Source organism: Opitutus terrae PB90-1 (assembly GCF_000019965.1).
GTDB lineage: Bacteria > Verrucomicrobiota > Verrucomicrobiia > Opitutales > Opitutaceae > Opitutus > Opitutus terrae.
Genome location: NC_010571.1, coordinates 1,877,603 through 1,893,851, shown reverse-complemented (window position 1 = coordinate 1,893,851; position 16,249 = coordinate 1,877,603). Strand labels below are relative to the sequence as shown.

The following is a 16,249-nucleotide window of genomic DNA, read 5'->3' as shown; positions in this document are numbered from 1 at the left end:
CGAAAAACGAGAACCGTTCGTGAGTGCCAGTCTATTCATGTGTATTCGCGTCATTCGCGGGCCGCCTCACAGACTCATCCGCTCGCGGAATTCCTGCGCCTGGCGGCGGCTGAGCTCGACCTTGGCGCCGCCTTTCAGGTGCACCAGCAGCCCGCCGCTGAACCACGGCTCGATCTTGTCGATCCACGCGAGATTGATGATCTGCCGCCGGTTGGCCCGGAAGAAATACTTCGGATCGAGCCGCTCCTCCATCGCGTTGAGCGAACGGAAGAGCTGCGGCTGCGCCTGGTCGAAATGCACGCGCGTGTAGTTGCCCTCGCTCTCCAGCAACCGGATCGACTTCACCTCGACGAACCAGCAGCGATCGCCTTCGCGCACGAACACCTTGTCCTCCGCCGCGAGCGGCGCGCGGTTCGGCTTCGCGCCGGACTCGCCCGCCGGCAGCGCCGCGGCCGCGCGCTTCGCCCGCAGTCGTTCCATCGCCGTCGCGAGCCGCGCCGGATCGACCGGCTTCAGCAGGTAGTCGAGCGCGTTCAGATCGAAGGCCTTCACCGCAAACTCGTCGAACGCGGTCGTGAAAATCACGTCCGGCACCGGCGGCTCGAGCGACTCCAGCAGTTCCATCCCGCTCTCTCCCGGCATCTGCACGTCGAGGAACATCAGGTCCGGCGTGAGCGTGGCGAGCAGCTGCCGCGCCTGCCGGCCGTTGGCGGCCTCGCCCACGATCTCCAGATCCGGAAACGCGCCCAGCAGCCGGCGCAGTTCGTTGCGAGCCAGCCGTTCGTCATCCACCAGCAGGGCTTTCATGGAGTTCACGCGTTCGCCAGATTGCAGGGCACGATCGCCTCGGCGATCACCAATGCGGGCGCCGCGGCCCGCAATTGCAGCGAGGCGCGCTCGCCGAAGAGCAGCCGCAGCCGTTCCGCCGCGTTGCGCAGGCCCATGCCCGTCGACACCGATGGCGGCGCGGCGACGTCGCCCGTCAATTCGCCGGGATTCGTCACCTGCAGCCGCAGTGAATCGTTTTCGCGCCGCGCGATGATCGCGATCTCGCCGCCTTCCGGCCGGCGCGAGATGCCGTATTTCACGGCATTCTCCACGAGGGTCTGCAACAGCAGCGGCGGGATCGGCAGCGACAGCGTGTCCTCCGCCACGTCGAGCCGCACGCGCAGTCGTTCCTCGTGTCGCACCTGTTCAAGCGCGAGATAGTCGTTCGCGATCCGCAGCTCCTCCTCGAACGGCACCGTCTCCGACTGACCGCTCTGCAGCGAATACCGGAGCAGGTTCGCGAGCTGCGTCACGGCTTCGCGCGCGCGCGGCGGGTTCTCCTCGATGAGCGCGCGCAGCGAGTTCAGCGAGTTGAAGATGAAATGAGGATTCACCTGCGACTTCAGCGCGCGCAGTTCCGCCTCCTTCACGTGCGTCGAGAGCCGCAGCCGCTCGATTTCGGAGCGGTTGAAGCGATCGAACAGGTGATAGAAGAAGTAGAGGCACAGCCAGCCGGTGAATAGCGAGGTGCCCTGCACCCAGCTCACCGCGAAGAGCGCGGGCATGCTGTATTTTTCCGTCGGCCAGGGCTGCTGCAGGAGGCCGTAGACCACGCCATAGGCCGCGGCACACCAGATCAGGGAGAGCACCGCGGCGGTCGCGATCACGCGCGGAATCAGCGGACGCCAGCCCAGCTGCTTCCAGCCGCGGCGATGGATGAACGGCCGCGCATAATGCGCCAGCAACATGGCCATCGCGATCGTCATGACCTCGTTCGCGATCGCCACCAGCAGATCCTGATGCACCTCCTTGCCGCCGAAATACAGCAGGAGCAGGATCTGCAGCACGAGCAGGAAGCCCCAGCCGCCAAACTGGAAGGTGACGTACAGCCGTTCCTTCGCGCGCTCGCGGCGTGCGGTGTCCTCAAGCACGACCGTGGTGCTGGCGGGGTTGTCCATGCCGGGAAACTAAGAGCAAAGCCCGCCCACCAGCGCAAACTTTGGACGAGCGGCACCCGCCTCGGGATGAACGGTGGTCCCCGCCGCCGCGCGCTTGCAGCAGCGCATGCCGTGGCACGGGCATCTTGCCCGTGGGCTCCGTGGCGTGCATCTTTTGTGGCACGGGCATTCTGCCCGTGCTGTGACTTCAGCGGCTTAGGCATCATCGGCACCGAGCCCAGCACGGGCGGGACGCCCGTGCCACCCAACGCTGTCCTGCCGCCCCGCGCTTGCCCCGCCCGCACCTCGTCGCCAAACGTGAAGCATGACCCTCACGCCTGCCGCCCTCGCCGCCACCTTCGATTCCACCAATCTCCGGCTTGATGCCACCGACGCCGACCTCGCGAAGCTCGCGGAGGAAGCCGCGACGCATCATTTCGCCGCGGTCATGCTCTACCCCACCGGCGTGGCGGCGGCGGCCGAACGGCTTCGCGGCACGGGCGTGAAGGTGGGCACCGTGATCGGATTTCCGAGCGGCCGGTTCACCACGGCGGCCAAGGCCGCGGAGATCGAGGCGGTGTGCGCCGCGGGTGCGAACGAGGTCGACATCGTGCTCAATTACGCCGCGCTGCGCGAAGGTTACGTCAGCGAAGTGGCAGCGGAAGTCGCCACGCTTACGGCCCGCGCGCATGCGCTCGGCGCGCTGATCAAGGTGATCGCCGAAACGTGCTACCTTGATTCCGTGCAGCGGCTCGGCGCGCTGCGGCTCTGCGAAGACGCCGGCGCGGATTTTATCAAGACGTCGACCGGCTTCGGCAGCGCCGGCGCGAAGGTCGAGCACATCCGCGACTGGGCCAGCCAGCGCCGGGGCAAGATCCAGCTCAAAGCCGCCGGCGGCATCAAGACGCTCGCCGATGCTCGCGCCTTGATCGAGGCCGGCGCGACGCGGCTCGGCACCTCGAGTGCCGCCGCGATCCTTGCGGAGCTGACCAGCGGCATGTCCGTCGCGGCGACGAGCGGCAGCTACTGAGCCGTCTTCCCCTGTAGCCCACCTCGGTGAGGTGGGCGGCCAGGTCGCCGACCTGGCCTACACTTAGGTTGCGCCGCGTCAGGTGGTCGCAGCCGCTTCGCCCTGCAGGTAGGATCGCTCCTTGTAGGCCTTCGCGACGAAAACGTACACCGCCACGCAGCCGATCGAGAGCGCCGAGAAGAACAGATAGTAGGACGCGCCGTGCAGCTTCACGGTGCCGTCCGGATTCTCGATGAACACGTGCACGAGCGCCGTGAACGCGTTGCCCGCGGAAATCGAGAGCAGATACAGCGCCTGCACCATCGCCTTCATGTGCCGCGGCGCTTGCGTGTAGGCGAACTCGAGCCCGGTGATCGACACCATGATCTCGGCCGCCGTCAGCAACGCATACGCCGGCAACTGCCAGCCGATGCTCGGCTTCAGCCCGGCCGCGATCTGCGTCTCGATCCAGGCACTGACCATAAACGAGAGCCCCGCGACGATCAGCCCCATCCCGATCTTGCGCAGCGGCGTCAGCGTCCACACCCGATTGATCAGCGGGTAAATCAGATATTGGAACACCGGGATGAACGCCAGGACCATGATCGCGTTCACCGCCTGGACCTGCGAAGCCAGCCAATTGATGCCGAGGAATCGCAGGTTCATCTTCTCGGCCTGCAGCACCCATTCGCCGCCGCTCTGATCCCACAGCGACCAGAAGATCGCGATGAACACGAAGACCGTCGAAAGCCGGCCGAGCGCGGAAAGGCCCTCGCGATTGAACACCTGCTTGAAGTAAGCGGTGCCCGACGGCGGGATGTGCGCAAACTTGTACCGGCCTTTCCAGAAAACGAACGTCGCCAGCAGCATCAACACCGCCGGCACGCCGAACGCCGGGAAAGGACCATATCGCTCGAGCAGCACCGGGATCAGCAGGATCGAGAAGAACGAGCCGAAGTTGATCGAGAAATAGAACCAGCCGAACGCCTTTGAGAGCAGGTGCTGGTTCGCGGGCCCGAACTGGTCGCCGACATTCGACGACACACATGGCTTGATGCCGCCGGAGCCGATCGCGATGAGCGTCAGGCCGAGCGTCAGGCCGAGCCGCGTGTGATCGATCGCCAGCACCACACTGCCCAGGCAGTACACCAGCGAGATCCAAAAAATCGTGCGATACTTGCCCCAGAACGCGTCGGCCACGATGGCGCCCAGCATCGGGAAGAAATAGTTCGCGAACAAAAACCAATGGTACGCCGCACTCGCCTCGTTTTCCGACATCGGCGCCAGCGCTCCCTCGCGATCCACGAGGTATTTCGTCATGTAGACGACGAGGATCGCGCGCATTCCGTAGAAGTTGAACCGTTCGGCGGCCTCGTTTCCGACGATGTATTTGATGCCGGGCGGCATCTTGTCGGTGTGGATCGGGGCGGTGAGGTAAGGGGTTTTGGACATGCCGTTTTTGCCCAGAACAAGAGGCGGAGTTCTCCCGGTTGCCAAACGAAAAGGCGACTGACGGCAGGCCCACGTCGCGCTGGCGGGTCGCCGGAAGCGGGGCGTCCTCGCCCGCTCCGGATCGGCCGCGCGCCGGAGGCCCGCGCTCTCGGTGCAACCTGCTGCGCCGTGCGGTCGACCGCACCGCCACGCCCCAGGCTAGTTTCACGTAATACGTGAAACTAGCCTGGAGGCGGAGGGCGGGTTTCGGCCGGCTGGCCCGAGCAATTTGCCGCTGATCCAGAGTGAATGGCGGCGCGCGGTGACTCACGGCAAGGTGCGCACATGACACCGAAGAGCCGCTTCCTTCATGCACTCTGGACCGAATGGATCCGCCCGCTCGCGTTGCCGGTGATCGGCATCCTGTGCGCCAAGTCCGCGCTGGCCGATATCAACTTCGTGCCCAGCGGCTCGATGCAGCCGACCGTGCTGGAGGGCGACGTCGTGTTCGTGAACAAGCTCGCCTACGACCTGAAGGTGCCGTTCACCACGACCCACCTCGCCACTTGGGCAGCACCGCAGCGCGGCGACATCGTCGTCTGCTTTTCACCCGAAGACGGCACGCGGCTGCTCAAACGCGTCGCCGCCCTGCCCGGCGACATGATCGAAATGCGTGCGGAACGGCTCTACCTCAACGGGTCCCCGCTGAGCTACGCGCCGCTTCCGACCGACGCCGCGGGGATTTCGCACCTCGCCGCCCAGGAACGCGCGGCCGCGTTCTTCGCCCGCGAAGATCTGAGCGGTCGCTCGCACGCGCTGATGGTCCTGCCCCGCCGGAGTGCGCTGCGCAACTTCGGTCCGATCACGGTGCCGGCCGGCCGCTACTTCATGCTCGGTGACAATCGCGACAACAGCCACGACTCGCGCTTCTTCGGCTTCGTGCCGCGCGCCCAGATCGTCGGCGAGGCCAAGGGCGTGTTCGTGTCGTTCGATCTGAACCGCTGGGCCCAGCCGCGGTTCGACCGGTTCTTCGCAGCGCTGGAGTAAGCTGAGAAAAGGCACCCTACAGAAGATAACGAAGAGCACGGAGGACGACTCCTCGGGCCGCACTTCGTTTCCTCCGTTATCTTCTGTGCAGTGGCTTTGTGAAATTCAGGCCGAGTCGGCCCGAAGTGACACGGGCATCTTGCCCGTGCGCTGTTCACGAGCGTCGCGATCGGTCGCGCCGTGAAAGCCTTCGTAGACCCCCTCGTCTGCCCGGGAGGCACGTTGATCTTCAGCACCATCACGCCCGACAAATACGATCGGTATCTGGCCGATGTGTTCGTCGCGACGAAGCTGAGAGCTGAGAGTCTCGAGCTGAGAGCCCAATCCGGATCTCAACACCTCGTCTCGGCGAAGCGCAGCGAAGACAGGTCAACGCTCAATTCTCAACTCGGTGCCTCCGGCACCGTCGTCTTCTTGAACAACGCCCTGCTCGCATCCGGCCACACCACCCGCTACGACGGCGGCGCGAGGGCGGAATGAGCAACGCTACTCGCTCATGGAGAGATCACCGTGGTGCCATCGCCGGCGGTCACTTCACCCGCTCCGAATCAACAAACAGCGGCCTGGCCCAGTCGCACGGCCCGCTACCGTCACACATTGCACTCAGGGCAGGTGCCGAGCCCTAAGTCATCGCGGATCCATTCGTGAAGCGCCGCTGCAACGGCTTTCGTGTCATCGAAGTTTGCGCTTTTATAGATCCGGCCGACCAAATCGGTCGGGAGCCGCGGACTTGAGAGATCTTTGAGTAAGGCACATCGTCGGCCAGTCATCAGCATGCTGCCTACCTCGATAGTGAGGTTGTAATTCAGACCGAGCCCTTGGCGGTCTTCGAAGAAGGCAATGCCATACTGGCAAGCCCACATATGGGCTGCGACATTGGTCCACAGATCATCATCGATCGCACGATCGGATGCCAAGTGGAACACCAATCCATGGAGCTCGCAGCAACGACGCGCGATTTCGATGGCAGAGCCGACTGGGTCCGGCTCCTTCGCGGAATCGAGCTCGTGCGGAAAACGGCACATTCCAAACACGTTCCTTTCGAAGGGATATTCCGCCAAGAACCTTCGCAGACCGGGAATCAAACTTGCGGGCGCAAGAGTCGCTGGAACGACAGCATGTGGTGCACGCCCAAGAACCGATCCGCCGACCTTTCCTTCGGCGCACAGTGCGCTGAGGTCCAGGTCGGAAATCGCATCGATCGATGCCTCTCGGCCTACGGGCGTAAGAATTGAGCTGCCATCTGCCCTCCCGCGGGTTGCGAACCCCTTGTTGCGCAGCTGAGCGATTGTATCAGATACGTTGGCCGGCACGGGGAGCGCGCTACTGAGGAACAGCCGTCGTAACTGATCCGAATTAAACGAGCCATCTTCTGAGTGAGATGATGCGAGTCGGGCAAGAACAAGCGCCTGCTCCCAAAAAGGCATGCTCTGTAGACGAACGCCAATACTCGGCGATCTGACAAATGCACCCGCAGTGCTTGCAGCTGACCGACTCAAGAGAGCTATTCTCCCGCCTCCTGGGTTCGCGCAGCGGCAAGCATTTGGTTCACCCGTGCGACTCCTTCCGCGGTAACTCGATACTGCTTTCGTGCCTGTTGGGTCGTTCCGCTCTTGCGCGTCTGAATCACCAACTGAGGCCGACTCGCAATCAGCGACTCGAAACATCGAGTGATGTTACCAACTCCATGCCCAAGATGCTTGAGATGGCCATTTACCGTTTGCGAATCGAAATCAGGTTCTCCGTTGTCGACCTGCACCCAATACCCTACCACAAGCGCCTTTTCTTGTTCGGTTGTTGGCTGCGCCGACGCAAAAAGCGTGGGAAGATCGCGGCCTGCCGCCTCGGTTGCAGCTTTGGCCAGCGGTTGCTCGACTCTCGACGAGCCTCGATCCCGATCACACGAATCGGCAATCTCGTTACCGAATTTTGCAGCGATCCAGCGGAGGACGCGCTGACGAGCAGGACTGTCAAGAGGATCCAGGGCGGTAAAAACTGTCTTGAGGGCTTCGATTTCTGCTAATGGGTCGTCGGCCATATTCCTGGCATATCGATGAAGTGCACCATGTCAACAACAAGGGATAGCTTATTTATAACTCTGGGTAAACGCCTTACCGGTTGATAACCGAAACGGTTATCATCGACCACTCGCCAACAACATGACGAGAACATGGCACGCATCACGCGGGCCGGACCACTGGGGTCAAGCCATGGGGCAGGCCGCTGTTGTTGATTTTCTGCTCGAGATATCTCCGCATTCCCGCGTTCCGGTGCATTGGCAGGATTCGCGTGTTGTCCGATGTCGTTTCGCTCGGTAGAGCGGCAACTCGGTTCGTCTTGTGCCTTCTGCGCCTCTTTGCGGCCATGACTCCGTGTGATCCGTGTAGTTCCGTGGGCCGATCGGATCGATCAAACCAGCCACGGCTGAGCGGACGAGGGCCCCGACAGATCGGGGTAGACTGTCCGCGCTCCCACGCAGCCACGGCAGAGCGGGCAAGATGCCCGCGCCCCCAAGGGCTCAACCCGCTTCCTGAAACTGCAGCGCGTGCAGTTTCGCGTAGAGCCCGCCGCGCGCGAGCAACTCGGCGTGCGTGCCTTTCTCGGCGAGCCGGCCCTGCTCCATCACGAGGATCACGTCCGCGTTCTGAATCGTCGAGAGCCGGTGCGCGATGATGAACGCCGTCCGGCCTTTCATCAGCCGCTCCATCGCCTGCTGGATCAGTCGCTCCGACGCCGTGTCGAGGGCGCTCGTCGCCTCGTCGAAGATCAGGATCCGCGGATCGCGCAGGATCGCCCGCGCAATCGCGATCCGCTGCCGCTGTCCGCCCGACAGCTTCACGCCGCGTTCGCCGACTACCGTGGCGTAACCGTCCGGCAGCTCGGAGATGAACTCGTGCGCGTTGGCCGCGGCAGCTGCCGCCTGGATCTCCGCGCGCGTCGCCTCCGTTCGGCCATACTTGATGTTGTCCTCGAGCGTCCCGGAAAACAGCACGTTCTCCTGCAGCACGATTCCGATCTGCCGCCGCAGCGAGGGCACGGTCACCTCGCGCACGTCCTGGCCGTCGATCAACACCTGTCCCGACGCGACGTCGTAAAACCGCGCGACGAGATTGATGATCGTGCTCTTGCCCGAACCGCTCGGTCCGACGATCGCGACGACCTGGCCCGCCGGAATATGGAAGCTCACGTCGGTCAACGTCCGCGGCCGCCCCTGCCCCGGCAGCTCGAGTTCGTAATCGAAACACACCTTGCGGAACTCCACCTCGCCGCGGATCGGCGGCAGCGCCAAAGCCGCCGGGCGATCGGCGATGTCCGGCTGCGTGTCGAGCAGCGCCCACATGTTCTCCAGCGCGGTGTTCGCGCGCTGAAACACCGCCGCGAGATCCACGAATCGCACGATCGGCGGGAAGATGAAAACGATGTAGGCGTTGAACGCGACCAGCGTGCCGACCTGCATCGCGCCCTGCACCACCAGCAGTCCGCCGTAGCCGAGCACGATCAGCGCACCCAGCGAACCGAGGATGTCGGCGATCACCGACAGCCGCGTGTTCCGCATGACGATGTTCGAATAATTGAAATAGTCCGCGTTGATCCCGCTCGCGAACGCACTGGTCTCCTCCGCCTCGCGCGTGAACGATTTCACCACGCGCGCCGCGGCCACGCGCTCGTGCAGAAAGCCCACGACTTTGTCCCAGTTGTCGCGGTGCACCCGGCTTTCCTCGCGCATCTTCCGGCGGTTGTAGAGGTAACTGAGCACAAAGAGCGGCAGCACCAGCGTCACCGCCAGCGCCAGCCGCCACTCCACCCAGAACAAGAATCCGAGCACGCCGGCGATCGTCACCGAGTCCGCAATCACCGTGATGAGAAATCCGTTCGTCAGCTGGTAAACTTCGTTGGTGTCCTGCGTGATCCGGGAGATCACCTTGCCCGTCTGGTTCGCATCGAAATACCGCAGCGACAGCGTCTGCAGGTGCGCGAACAACTGGATCCGCAGGTCGCAGACAATCCGCATCGCGCTGAACTGCAGCACGCGGTTGCGGACCAGCGTGAGCCAGCCGCGCAGCAGAAACAGCGCGGTGAACACGACCAGCAGCCAGCCGAGCTGCGACAAGTCCCGCTGCGGCAGCGCCTCGTCGATGATCAGCTTGAAGATCCACGGCGCCGGCAGTGTCAGCGCGGTCGCCGCCAGAATCAGCACGATGCCGAGCGCGATCCGCCAGCGATGCGGACGAGTAAGAGCGAGAAATCGTTGAAACGTGCCGGAGCGCATGCGCGACAGGTCGCGCACTCTTCCAAGTTCCGCGCCGCGCATCCAGCCGATTTACGCTGGCACACCTAAGCGGGGCATTCCGACGCGTGGGGCGCTCCTTGGTGCGCCTGCGGGCGTCGCGAGCGACGCCCCGACGAAGATACGACTAGAGGTTATCCGAAACCGCGCGCTGGACGTTGTAGGGCTGCCGCTTGCCGGCAGCCGGCAGCCGGAAACGACGAGTGCGTGCCAAACGGGTTCGCGGCCGGCGGCGAGCACCGGCCCTACGGGCCAATCGGCTGCCATGACAGGTTGTCGGATAGCCTCTGGTGGGAGCGCCCTGCATTTCCCATTGGCACTCCGCCGCTCCCGATGCACGCTGGCTGCACCGCTGCGCCACCGATGAAGACCACCGTCCGCCTGCTCCTGTTCTGTTGCTTTTGGGCGTGTGGGGCGCGCGCCGCTGCAGCCGACGACTTTGCCGCGGTCACCGCCGCGGATCGGGCTCGCATCGCGGCGACGATCGCCGGCGACACGCTGAAGCTGGCGGAACTCCTCTCGGACGACCTCCGCTACGCGCATGCCGACGGCCGGGTGCAGACCAAGGCGCAGTTCATCAGCGCGGTCGCGAGCAACAAGGTGCAGTATCTGTCGTTCACGCCGGAGGACGTCGCGCTGCAGGCGATCGCCCCGGGTGTCGTGGCGATGCAGGGCGGGGCGCGACTGGCCGCCCGCGCCGAGGGTCAGCGGCACGAGTTCACGCTGCGTTTCCTCGCCGTCTGGCGACAGGAGAACGACCGCTGGCGGCTCGTCGCCTATCAATCCGCGCAACTTGCCGCCGCACCTGCGCGCCGACCCTGAGGCCGGGCGCACCGGCTCACACCACCTGCGTCCGCGCCGCCGCGCCGCCGAACAGGTCGCGCAGGACGCTCCACGCCTTGCGCAGGCCGACGGGCCGCACACCGCCGCTCCAGCCATAGGCACTCGCGACGGTTTCCTCGTGGCCGCGATACCGCGGCGGCAGCAGGAAGAGCGTTTCGTACTCGCCGCGGGTGATGGTGGAGAAGAACAGTCCGCGCCCCACCGCGAACTCGGTCGCCGTCATCTTCAGCACGGCCGTCCGCTGCGGCAGCCAGAGCCACGGCCGGTAAACGAATTCGCAGCCACCGTCGTCCTGCTTCACCAGCCGGCCATACGTCCGCACGGGCACCTCCGGCAGGTTGCCGCCCGCGAACATGAGGTTGCTATTCTGCGCCGGCGCGAACCGCAGCCGCCGCAGCGTCAGGAAATCCCAGCAGAACACCGTACCGAACACCGTCAACCGGAACGACCAGCCGGCGACCAGATACGCGATGAGGATGACCACGAGCGACAGCCCGGCGCCGACCCACGGATTCAGCGTCGCCGACACGGTCAGCAAACCGAGCAGCGCCGTGCGGCCCGTTTTCAACGCGGCGTCAATCGCGCCCCACGGGCTCAACAGGATCAGCACGTTGATCGCGTGCGAGGCGAGCCATACGATCGCGAACACCGCGATCCCGAACGGCACGGTCAACAAATTCAGCAGCCAGCTCAGGTCGATCGTGCCGAGCGGCAGCATCGCCAGTCCGGTGGGCACCATGTGGGCGTCAGCCACCGCCGGCGAATTCGTCAGCATGTCGGAAAGCGCCATCATGGTGAACGGCACCACCGCACCCGCCGCCACGAGCCCGGTCGCCTTGTTCTCGATCGTTTCCAGCACGTCGAGCGGCTTCTTCCATCCGGGCGGGATCACGGCGCCAAACGCGTCTTTCGCCGCACACACGCCGACGATCAGCAACGCGGGCAGCCAGAACGTCACCTGCGCATACCACGGCAGCGCGCTCCGCGCCGCCGCATCCTTCGCGCTCACCCATTTGTAGGCGCCGTAGGCTCCGGTGCCGAGCAGCGGGGAGATCGCGATGCCCGTCACCGTCGAAAGCGCGCCCGCGATCGGCGCGGCGGGGGATTTGTCGCTCTTCGCCGGCGCCGCCGACGCAGTCGCCGCCAGCGCCAACGGCATCGCGACCAGACTCAACGCCGTGATCAACGCCACGAGGGGCAGGAAGCGTTTCATCCCGGCAGCTTAGCGGTATCACTCACCTTGAAAAGCCCAACCTCCGATCATCCACCGGCAATGGCGCGTCTCATTTTCTGACATGGGCGGGACGCCCATGCCACGTGGCACGGGCGTCCCGCCCGTGGATTTGCAGTCCGTAGCCGCATGGAGGGTAGAGGCAGGCCTCCGTGCCTGCCGGTCCTGCGCCGTCAGCCGCGGCAGGCAGAGACGCCTGCCGCTACGCAATCCGGCGTCGTGTCGCTGATTTCGTGCCTCTGTCTAGAGCCTATCCAGAAACCAATTGCTGTCTCCGTAGGGCTGCCGCTGGCCGGCAGCCGCGCCTCAGACCCGAGCGAGCGCGCATTCTCGGCCGGCGGCGAGCGCCGGCCCTACGAGGGAAGCGCTCGATGAGACTGGTGGTTGGACAGCCTTCAACTCCCGCCCGCGCACGCCCGCCACGCGTCGAGCACCGCCATGTTGCCCAGCGTGTCCGCCGGGCTCATCTCCGGGACCTCGCGTTTGCCCGCCGCCAGCGCCGCCGCAAACGTGTCCGCCTCGAGCCCGTACAGCCAGTCTCCCGTCTCCACGGTGATTTCTTCCGGCACCGGCTCCGCGCCGCGATGGAGCCGCAGCCGCACCTGTCCGCTTTCCCGTGCCGGTATCCAGGGGTCCGGCACGTGGAGCCAGCCTTCGGTGCCGTAGATCCGCGCCGAGTTGTCCTGCGTCACCACGATGCTGGTCGAAACCTGCGCGATCATCCCGCTGGCGAACTCCAGCGTCGCCGCCGCGCAGGTGTCGACGCCCGTCTCCGGATGCAGCTGCACCGCACCGCACACCGCCGTCGGTTCCGCAAACGGCCGCCCGCTGGCCGCGCCCGCGATGAGCCGCGCGAACGACACGGGATAGCAGCCGACATCGAGAATCCCGCCGCCGCCCAGTTCCTTGTTCCAAAATCGATTGGTCGGGTCGAAGCGCCCGGCATAGCCGAACGCCGCTTGCACCAGCGCGACCCGGCCGAGCGCGCCGCTGCGCACGAGTTCCACGATCTTCGCCGTCTGCGGATGGCAGCGATACATGAACGCCTCCATCAGCAGCACGTCGTGCCGCCGGCATGCTTCCACCGCGGGCAGCGCCTCGGCGTGCGTCAGGCTCAGCGGCTTTTCGCAGAGCACGTGTTTGCCCGCGCCGGCCGCCTTGATGGTCCATTCGACATGCTGCGGATGCGGCGTGGCGACATACACGGCCTGCACCTCCGGATCGGCTAACAGCGCGTCGTAGTTCCCGTGCGCCCGCGGAATACCGAACTCGCCCGCAAACCGCTCCGCCGACGCCAACGACCGGCTGCCGACCGCAACGACGCGGCCCGATTTCGAATGCGCCACGCCCTGCGCAAACGCGCGTGCGATCCCGCCCGTGGCAATGATTCCCCAGTTCAACGAAGCAGCCATGCCAGCGACGATGCATCCGCTCTCCTCGTCAGGGCAAGCCAGCCTGCGTCGTGCCGCGGTGGCACACGAGGCGTTCCTCCAGGTTTCGCGCCTGACGGGTCGTCGAATCGGCTTTTGACCGCGCAGGTGCCGCCCGTCAGGCTGCGGGCGCATGCTCACGAAAGCCGAGATCCAGCGCCTGCGTTCGCTGCGCGAAAAGAAACATCGCGAAACACTCGGGTTGTTCGTGATCGAGGGCGAAAAAGTCGTGGCCGAGCTGCTCGCGGTGGGCTTCCCGTTCGAGGAGATTTTCGCCACCCACGCCTGGAACCGACCGGGCCCGGCGGAAGACGCAACGCCCTCGCCGCTTCGCGACGCGCGTCCGCGCATCGTTCGCCTCGACGCAGCCGACATGGCGCGGATCAGTCATTTCCCCACGCCGTCCTCCGTGTTCGCGGTCGGCCGGCTGCAGCGCCAGCCGCTACCGCCCGACGCGCTGAACCACGGGCTCACGCTCGCCCTCGACGGCGTGCAGGACGCCGGCAACGTCGGCACCTTGCTGCGCATCGCCGACTGGTTCGCGCTCGACCGCGTGCTCCTCTCGCCGGATTGCGCGGACGTGTTTCACCAGAAGGTGATCAACGCGAGCATGGGTTCATTCGCGCGCGTCCAAGTCCACTCGGTCGAACTTCCGACCGCGCTCGCCGGCGTGCGCGTCCCGGTCCTCGGCTGCGATCTCACCGGCGAAAACGTGCACGCCCTGCCGCCACTCGCCGACGCCGTCATCGTGATCGGCAGCGAGGGCCGCGGGCTGTCGCCGGCGGTGGCGGAGCTCGTGAGCCGGCGCGTCACCATTCCCCGCTACGGACAGGCGGAATCGCTGAACGCCGCCATCGCCGCCGCAATCGTTTGCGACAACCTGCGGAGCGCGCGTGGGCGGCCGCCGACGCCCGCACGCTGACCGTTGGGAGTGGCTGGTTTGCCGGTCTTGCTGTTTTCGATCCGCTGCTCTCTTGCAGCTTGAGCCGGTCGCATCGCGGTTGTTTATTCCCGGCTCGCGTCCATGAGCGCCGAACGCCCCTCCCTCGCCGGATTGCGCATTGATCGGTCCAATGCGCCCCGCCGCACGTTCTTCACTCCGCCGGTGATCGGCACCGTCGTCGTGCTGCTGTTGCTCGCCGCCGCGGCGGCGTGGTGGTTCACGCGCCCGAAGCCCTTCCCGGTTCGCACCGCACCGGCCCGCGAGATCGCCGCCGGCGAACAGGCCACGCTGCTCAACGCCTCCGGCTACGTGACCGCGCGACGCTGGGCCACCGTTTCCTCGAAGGTGATGGGCAAGATCATCGAGGTGCTCGTCGACGAGGGCGCGCGCGTCGAGGCGGGTCAGGTCCTCGCGCGGATCGACGCGTCCAACACGGAGGCCAATCTGCGGCTCGCCGAGTCGCAGCTCGACGCCGCCCGGAAGGCGCTGGCCGAAACCGAAGCGCAGCTCGAGCTGGCCGAGCTCGACTTGAAGCGCCAGCGCGAGCTCGCCGCCAAGCAGATCGTGAGCCCCGCCGACCTCGACCGCGCCGAGTCCGCCGCGCGCGCGCTCCGCGGCCGACGCGAGCGCGGCTTGTCCGAGATCGTCGTGGCTCAACGCCAGGTCGACGTCTGGCGGCAACAGCTCGACGACACGGTCATTCGCGCGCCGTTCGCCGGCGTCGTGACCTCGAAGAACGCGCAGCCCGGTGAGATGATTTCACCGATGTCCTCGGGCGGATTCACCCGCACCGGCGTCTGCACGCTCGTCGACATGAGCTCGCTCGAGATCGAGGTCGATGTGAACGAGAGCTACATCAACCGCGTCACCGCCGGCCAGCCGGTGGTCGCCACGCTCGACTCGTATCCCGACTGGAAAATCCCCTCGCGCGTGATCGCGATCATCCCCACCGCCGATCGGCAGAAGGCCACGGTGAAAGTGCGCGTGGGTTTCGATCAGCTCGACCCGCGTATCCTTCCCGACATGGGCGTGAAGGTCGCTTTCCAAAGCACCACGCCCGCCGCGCAGCCGGCCGCGCGCACCGTCGTGGTACCGCGCTCCGCCGTGCGTTCGCGCCAGGGGCGCGACATCGTGTGGGTCGTCGAACGCGATCGCGTCACCTCGCGCGCCGTCACCGTCGCCAACAAGAACGGCGATGAGTTTACCCTTTCAGCCGGGCTCAACGGCGGCGAACTCATCGTCGTCGAAGGACCGGAAGACCTCAGCGACGGCGCCCTCGTTACGGAAAAGAAGCCATGAGCTCAGCCAACGACACCCTGATTCACGTCGCGGACGTGGAGAAACTCTACCGCCGCGGCGCGGAGGAGATCCACGTCCTCACCGGCATCGACCTCACCGTCCAGCGCGGCGAATTCCTCGCGCTCATGGGGCCGTCCGGCTCCGGCAAATCGACGCTGCTCAATCTCATCGGCGGACTCGATCGACCGACTCGCGGCTCCGTCACCATCGGGGCCGACCGGATCGACCAGCTCTCCGATCGCAAGCTGGCCGACTGGCGCGCGCGTCACGTCGGGTTCGTGTTCCAGTTCTACAACCTGATTCCGGTGATGACAGCCGAGCGCAACGTCGAGCTGCCGCTCCTGCTGACGCATCTCTCGAAATCCGAGCGCCGCGCGCACGTGGCCACGGCGCTGGGCGTCGTCGGCCTGGATCATCGCACGCGCCACTATCCGCGCCAGCTCTCCGGTGGCGAACAGCAGCGCGTCGGCATCGCCCGCGCGATCGCCACCGACCCGACGATCCTGCTCTGCGACGAGCCCACCGGCGATCTCGACCGCAAGTCCGGCGACGAGATCCTCACGCTGTTGCAGGCGCTGAATCGCGAGCACGGCAAGACGATCATCATGGTCACGCACGACCCGCATGCCTCGGCACGGGCCACGCGCACGGTCTACCTCAACAAGGGCCAGCTCTCCGCCGAGAAACCGGAATAGGTCCCAACCGATCAACCACGGATCACACCGATGAGCGCGGATAGTCCGGAGGCCAAGGGCCAAACCCTCGCTTCGTCTGTAGGGCCGGCGTTCATCGCCGGCCGCGCC

At 65.6% G+C, this 16,249-nt stretch carries 15 protein-coding genes; 7 read left to right on the top strand and 8 right to left on the bottom strand.

The features are described from left to right. Window positions 1-66 precede the first annotated feature (66 nt). Complete coding sequence (locus tag OTER_RS07735) at window positions 67-807, bottom strand: LytR/AlgR family response regulator transcription factor (RefSeq protein ID WP_012374349.1); 741 nt, start codon at window positions 805-807, stop codon at window positions 67-69. A gap of 5 nt (window positions 808-812) precedes the next feature. After that, window positions 813-1,946, bottom strand: a complete 1,134-nt coding sequence (locus OTER_RS07730) for a sensor histidine kinase (protein WP_012374348.1) — start codon at window positions 1,944-1,946, stop codon at window positions 813-815. Window positions 1,947-2,250: 304 nt separating this feature from the next. Between OTER_RS07730 and deoC the strand changes: the two genes are divergently transcribed. Further along, on the top strand, window positions 2,251-2,955 hold the full coding sequence (gene deoC / locus OTER_RS07725; protein WP_012374347.1) for a deoxyribose-phosphate aldolase: 705 nt from the start codon (window positions 2,251-2,253) through the stop codon (window positions 2,953-2,955). A gap of 78 nt (window positions 2,956-3,033) precedes the next feature. Here the strand turns inward: deoC and OTER_RS07720 are convergent, their stop codons facing one another. Beyond that, window positions 3,034-4,386, bottom strand: a complete 1,353-nt coding sequence (locus tag OTER_RS07720; RefSeq protein ID WP_012374346.1) for a POT family MFS transporter — start codon at window positions 4,384-4,386, stop codon at window positions 3,034-3,036. A 324-nt stretch (window positions 4,387-4,710) separates the two neighbouring features. Between OTER_RS07720 and lepB the strand changes: the two genes are divergently transcribed. Together lepB and OTER_RS07710 are read left to right on the top strand one after the other, a co-directional pair. After that, on the top strand, window positions 4,711-5,412 hold the full coding sequence (gene lepB / locus OTER_RS07715; protein ID WP_148218046.1) for a signal peptidase I: 702 nt from the start codon (window positions 4,711-4,713) through the stop codon (window positions 5,410-5,412). Between the two features lie 180 nt (window positions 5,413-5,592). Next, a complete protein-coding gene (locus OTER_RS07710) occupies window positions 5,593-5,892 on the top strand; it encodes a hypothetical protein (protein WP_012374344.1) in 300 nt (99 codons plus the stop codon). 110 nt (window positions 5,893-6,002) lie between these two features. On the opposite strand, the gene OTER_RS25770 is transcribed toward OTER_RS07710, so the two are convergent. The 3 genes from OTER_RS25770 to OTER_RS07690 form a co-directional block, all read right to left on the bottom strand. Continuing rightward, a complete protein-coding gene (locus OTER_RS25770) occupies window positions 6,003-6,839 on the bottom strand; it encodes a hypothetical protein (RefSeq protein ID WP_148218045.1) in 837 nt (278 codons plus the stop codon). Window positions 6,840-6,916: 77 nt separating this feature from the next. Next, window positions 6,917-7,450: a hypothetical protein gene (locus tag OTER_RS25765; protein WP_148218044.1), complete on the bottom strand. Its 534-nt coding sequence runs from the start codon at window positions 7,448-7,450 to the stop codon at window positions 6,917-6,919. A gap of 480 nt (window positions 7,451-7,930) precedes the next feature. After that, entirely contained in the window at window positions 7,931-9,682 is a 1,752-nt protein-coding gene (locus OTER_RS07690; protein ID WP_044891639.1) for an ABC transporter ATP-binding protein, read from the bottom strand. A 381-nt stretch (window positions 9,683-10,063) separates the two neighbouring features. Here OTER_RS07690 and OTER_RS07685 point away from each other — a divergent pair, with 381 nt between their 5' ends. Beyond that, the gene (locus OTER_RS07685) at window positions 10,064-10,522 is read left to right on the top strand and encodes a nuclear transport factor 2 family protein (RefSeq protein WP_012374341.1); all 459 of its coding nucleotides are present in this window, start codon (window positions 10,064-10,066) and stop codon (window positions 10,520-10,522) included. A gap of 16 nt (window positions 10,523-10,538) precedes the next feature. On the opposite strand, the gene OTER_RS07680 is transcribed toward OTER_RS07685, so the two are convergent. Together OTER_RS07680 and OTER_RS07675 are read right to left on the bottom strand one after the other, a co-directional pair. After that, window positions 10,539-11,756 carry a hypothetical protein gene (locus OTER_RS07680; RefSeq protein ID WP_012374340.1) on the bottom strand — a complete coding sequence of 406 codons (1,218 nt, stop codon included), beginning with the start codon at window positions 11,754-11,756 and terminating at the stop codon, window positions 10,539-10,541. A 413-nt stretch (window positions 11,757-12,169) separates the two neighbouring features. Then, the gene (locus OTER_RS07675) at window positions 12,170-13,186 is read right to left on the bottom strand and encodes a Gfo/Idh/MocA family protein (protein WP_012374339.1); all 1,017 of its coding nucleotides are present in this window, start codon (window positions 13,184-13,186) and stop codon (window positions 12,170-12,172) included. A 151-nt stretch (window positions 13,187-13,337) separates the two neighbouring features. Here OTER_RS07675 and OTER_RS07670 point away from each other — a divergent pair, with 151 nt between their 5' ends. From OTER_RS07670 to OTER_RS07660, 3 genes are all read left to right on the top strand, one after another. Beyond that, window positions 13,338-14,126 carry a TrmH family RNA methyltransferase gene (locus OTER_RS07670; RefSeq protein ID WP_012374338.1) on the top strand — a complete coding sequence of 263 codons (789 nt, stop codon included), beginning with the start codon at window positions 13,338-13,340 and terminating at the stop codon, window positions 14,124-14,126. Between the two features lie 102 nt (window positions 14,127-14,228). Continuing rightward, complete coding sequence (locus OTER_RS07665) at window positions 14,229-15,446, top strand: efflux RND transporter periplasmic adaptor subunit (RefSeq protein ID WP_012374337.1); 1,218 nt, start codon at window positions 14,229-14,231, stop codon at window positions 15,444-15,446. Next, window positions 15,443-16,141, top strand: coding sequence for an ABC transporter ATP-binding protein (locus OTER_RS07660; protein WP_012374336.1), 699 nt, complete (start codon window positions 15,443-15,445; stop codon window positions 16,139-16,141). The genes OTER_RS07665 and OTER_RS07660 overlap by 4 nt, the downstream gene beginning before the upstream one ends. Window positions 16,142-16,249 lie beyond the last annotated feature (108 nt).

What these genes read in the sequence shown, in the direction of transcription:
- OTER_RS07735 (WP_012374349.1), bottom strand. Translation starts at nt 807, where the DNA reads ATGAAAGCCCTGCTGGTGGATGACGAACGGCTGGCTCGCAACGAACTG.
- OTER_RS07730 (WP_012374348.1), bottom strand. Translation starts at nt 1,946, where the DNA reads ATGGACAACCCCGCCAGCACCACGGTCGTGCTTGAGGACACCGCACGC.
- deoC (WP_012374347.1), top strand. Translation starts at nt 2,251, where the DNA reads ATGACCCTCACGCCTGCCGCCCTCGCCGCCACCTTCGATTCCACCAAT.
- OTER_RS07720 (WP_012374346.1), bottom strand. Translation starts at nt 4,386, where the DNA reads ATGTCCAAAACCCCTTACCTCACCGCCCCGATCCACACCGACAAGATG.
- lepB (WP_148218046.1), top strand. Translation starts at nt 4,711, where the DNA reads ATGACACCGAAGAGCCGCTTCCTTCATGCACTCTGGACCGAATGGATC.
- OTER_RS25770 (WP_148218045.1), bottom strand. Translation starts at nt 6,839, where the DNA reads ATGCCTTTTTGGGAGCAGGCGCTTGTTCTTGCCCGACTCGCATCATCT.
- OTER_RS25765 (WP_148218044.1), bottom strand. Translation starts at nt 7,450, where the DNA reads ATGGCCGACGACCCATTAGCAGAAATCGAAGCCCTCAAGACAGTTTTT.
- OTER_RS07690 (WP_044891639.1), bottom strand. Translation starts at nt 9,682, where the DNA reads ATGCGCTCCGGCACGTTTCAACGATTTCTCGCTCTTACTCGTCCGCAT.
- OTER_RS07685 (WP_012374341.1), top strand. Translation starts at nt 10,064, where the DNA reads ATGAAGACCACCGTCCGCCTGCTCCTGTTCTGTTGCTTTTGGGCGTGT.
- OTER_RS07680 (WP_012374340.1), bottom strand. Translation starts at nt 11,756, where the DNA reads ATGAAACGCTTCCTGCCCCTCGTGGCGTTGATCACGGCGTTGAGTCTG.
- OTER_RS07675 (WP_012374339.1), bottom strand. Translation starts at nt 13,186, where the DNA reads ATGGCTGCTTCGTTGAACTGGGGAATCATTGCCACGGGCGGGATCGCA.
- OTER_RS07670 (WP_012374338.1), top strand. Translation starts at nt 13,338, where the DNA reads ATGCTCACGAAAGCCGAGATCCAGCGCCTGCGTTCGCTGCGCGAAAAG.
- OTER_RS07665 (WP_012374337.1), top strand. Translation starts at nt 14,229, where the DNA reads ATGAGCGCCGAACGCCCCTCCCTCGCCGGATTGCGCATTGATCGGTCC.
- OTER_RS07660 (WP_012374336.1), top strand. Translation starts at nt 15,443, where the DNA reads ATGAGCTCAGCCAACGACACCCTGATTCACGTCGCGGACGTGGAGAAA.